This is a genomic window from Ilumatobacter nonamiensis YM16-303, from assembly GCF_000350145.1.
Classification (GTDB): Bacteria; Actinomycetota; Acidimicrobiia; order Acidimicrobiales; family Ilumatobacteraceae; genus Ilumatobacter_A; species Ilumatobacter_A nonamiensis.
Map to the genome: position 1 here is coordinate 1 of NZ_BAOL01000086.1, position 2767 is coordinate 2767.

The 2767-nt window shown below is 63.5% G+C and carries 1 protein-coding gene; it reads left to right on the plus strand.

Features of this window, described 5'->3' with window-relative positions:
* Window positions 1–607: 607 nt before the first annotated feature.
* A complete protein-coding gene (locus ON45_RS10135; protein WP_051062838.1) occupies window positions 608–1891 on the plus strand; it encodes a hypothetical protein in 1284 nt (427 codons plus the stop codon).
* Window positions 1892–2767: the final 876 nt, after the last annotated feature.

Genomic DNA, 2767 nt, shown 5'->3' on the forward strand with positions numbered 1-2767 from the left:
ACGGGATTCGAACCCGTGCCGCCACCTTGAGAGGAAGCAGGCACCCGTCCATCCCGTGATGCTCAGTCGTGCAGGGTTTGATGTTGTCCCAGCTCACCGTACACGTCGAACGAAGACAAAGGGTTTCGTGAAATCCCACCCCACCCGAAACCAGTAGCAAATCCAGTAGCAAGAACGAACGGCTCTTGGAGGGCACCGCCTGGCACCGTCGACGGTGTAGCGGGTAAGCCACCGCTACTGAGAATTGTTGCGTACCAGCCCTGTGAGACACGCCAGTTCAGGCGGGGCCGGGCCGCAGAGAGTCGGAGCGACCGATCGGTGGGCGTCCTCCAATTGGACGCCCCGATGGATGACCGAGGTCGACGTCGTCACCACGACCGCTCGGGCTAGTCACTCGGAGCATTACCGAACATTGTCGGCTCGCCGCCTACTCTCGGCGTGCAGCAGTCGAGAGGGGTGGCCCGTGGCCGACGAGAAGTGGACGAGAGCACGACTGATTCCGGTATCCGGAATCGGATCAGAGAAGGAGGCCGAGACTCGAGCGGCGTCGGCTGTCCTGGCTGTGCTGTCTGTGGTTCGTGATCTATCGACTGAGTTGTTCTCGCCGATGGGAGCGTCGAGGGCACAGCGGGCGGTAGTCGAGACGTACATCGAGCCGCCGTTCGTGCTCAACGGCAAGAAGGTGCGGCCGGACGGTGTTGTGCGGATCAGCTACGGCAAGACTGCGTGGACCGCCCTGGTCGAGATCAAGACCGGCGACGGGCGGCTGGAGCCCGAGCAGATCAACTTGTATTGGGACCTGGCTCGGGAGCACGGCTTCGATGCGGTCGTCACCATCTCCAACGAGATCGCAGCTTCACCAGGTTCTCATCCGACCGATGGTCTGAAGGTTCGCTCCAACTCCAAGGTGCAGGTGCATCACATCTCGTGGACGGCGCTTCTCTCGACTGCGGTGATGATCAAGTCCCACAAGGGCGTGGACGATCCGGAGCAGGCGTGGCTCGTCGGCGAACTCATCCGCTACCTGAAGCACTCTGCGTCTGGGGCGATGGCGTTCGATGACATGGGGTCAAATTGGGTCAGCGTGCGAGACGGTGCGAGGGATCACACGCTCCGGAAGACCGACGAAGGTGTGCAGGACGTTGCGCTCCGCTGGGACCAACTCCTGCGCTACGCCGCTCTTCAACTCGGGGCGAGGATCGGCAGCGATGTGCAGCATCTCCTATCCAAAGCGCATCAGGACCAGCGGGCCCGGGCCTCGCACCTCGTGGACGCCCTCGTCGCAGGCGACCCGCTCGACGGAACGCTGCGGGTGCCGAACACCGTCGGCGACATTGAGATCTCGGCTGACGTGAAGGCCCGTCGGATCAGCGCCGCGATCACGGTACCGGCACCGGAGGATCGGGGTGGCCGTGCCCGCTGCTCGTGGATCGTCAATCAACTTCGTGAGGGACCCCCGTCGCTCGTCATCGAGGCGTACCCGAAGAACGCTCGGACGCCGTACTCGGCGACGCTTGCCCAGGCGAAGGAGGATCGTGACGTTCTCCTCGGTGGGGACAAGCGGGAGCCGACGAGGTTCCGGCTGGTGAGGACGGTTGAGATGGGTGCGGGTCGCAAGACGGGGAAGAAGTCTCCGGGGTTCATCGACTCGATCTTGAACCTGATCGAGGACTTCTACGGCTCGGTTGTTCAGACCATCACGCCGTGGACGCCGAAGGCTCCGAAGATCAGCGCACCGAAGGCAACAGCGGCGAGCGTTGACGACGACAAAGGCGACTTCGAGCCGACTGACAACCCACCGCCGGTCGCGGAGGACCCATCGTCCTCGTCGCCGCCAGCGCCGTCCTTCGAGCAGCCTGCTACACCGTCGTGGATGAAGGGTGGGTCGTAGTCTTTTGGCGATCCACGTCCCTAGCAGCACTGGGCCTCAGGCCAGTCCGTGCCGTCCGGTTGTAGGACAGCGGCGGCGTCCAATGCGTGTTTACGGGCCGCAAGCAGGTTTGCAAGTTCTTCCGTAGATGCTTCTTTTGCGTAGGCGTTAGAAGCGCGGGGCGAGCGACTCGACCATCTTGAAGAGCGGCACGCTCAGGTCAGCGGGAAGTCACCCTCAGGAGTGCCATTGGGCTACCGCGCCCTCGCGCCGGCTGGAGTCGCGACCTCGACCCTCCCGTGTAGAACGGTGACCGGCCGGAACGGCGCGCCGTGTCGGACCATTTGGATCGGAGGGTCTGCTCTACTCGGAGTCTGCTCGTGCGAATCGTCGTTCGCCCAGGGACGGCGGCGAGGTGCTAGAACGATCCGCCCGAGACTCGCGCAATGAAATACATTTCGGTGTCGGCGTCGACTTTCTCGGCGACCCAGGGATCACCACGATGACGACCGCGAATCCGCCGATGGGATGACTGCCAAGCGACCGCACCCGCTGCTCGAGATCCTGGATTCGGTCCGTCTGCTTGGAAGGTCTCGCCGTTGAGACTCCGAGACGTTCTCGAACGAATCGGTCGAACCGCCGTCCGTGCGACTTGCCGTCGCCCCATGTCTCGCGTTCGAGCTGGCTCTTTGAAGTTCCTTTGCCCCCGGCCCACTTAGCGAACAACCGCTCGGCGAGCTCTTCCTCGGGTTCGTCCGCCATGACAAGTGTCGCGCGCACCTCGATTCGTCCACGGGATTCACCTCGGCACGCCCTTGCGTTGACGTTGCCGGCCTTCGACCGGGTGCGGTGGTGCTGCGCCGTTCGCACCTGTCAAGCCCTTCGTTCCTCAGGGCC

What these genes read in the sequence shown, in the direction of transcription:
- ON45_RS10135 (WP_051062838.1), top strand. Translation starts at nt 608, where the DNA reads ATGGGAGCGTCGAGGGCACAGCGGGCGGTAGTCGAGACGTACATCGAG.